1 protein-coding gene is annotated in these 383 nt (G+C 56.7%); it reads right to left on the bottom strand.

The genetic code is table 11. The features are described 5' to 3' along the window. The coding region (locus tag ACL9RM_RS26565; protein WP_414126712.1) for an AMP-binding protein at positions 1 to 383 on the bottom strand (383 nt) is incomplete at both ends.

The raw sequence follows: 383 nt of genomic DNA on the forward strand, positions 1-383 counted from the left end.
GCCAGATCCTGCGGCTCATTGATAGGTTCCACATCCGTGGCATCCCCGATGTACAGCGACTCATCGTCCAGCGCCAGTACGGTGTGCAGACGCAAGTTCGCTGCGGATTCGGATGCTTCGCTATTAGATGACGAATCTGATTTCAAGCTGAATCCCTCATTAAGGCTGTCTCTTTCCATCGTTTCAATGCTAACCGCCGTTTCCAGCTCGCCTTCAGACTGCCCTCCGGCCAAAGCCTGTCGGCTTTCCTCCAGCCATGCCTGCGCGCGCTCCTGCAAGCCGATTTGCGTCAGCAGCACTGTCGCGCCGCTGTCCTCCAGCATAAAGCGGATACGTTCGGACGGATAATCCGCATCTAACGGTACATATGCCCCGCCGGCTTT

Origin of the sequence: Paenibacillus sp. S29 (assembly GCF_049319765.1) — a bacterium.
Lineage (GTDB): Bacteria > Bacillota > Bacilli > Paenibacillales > Paenibacillaceae > Paenibacillus > Paenibacillus polymyxa_B.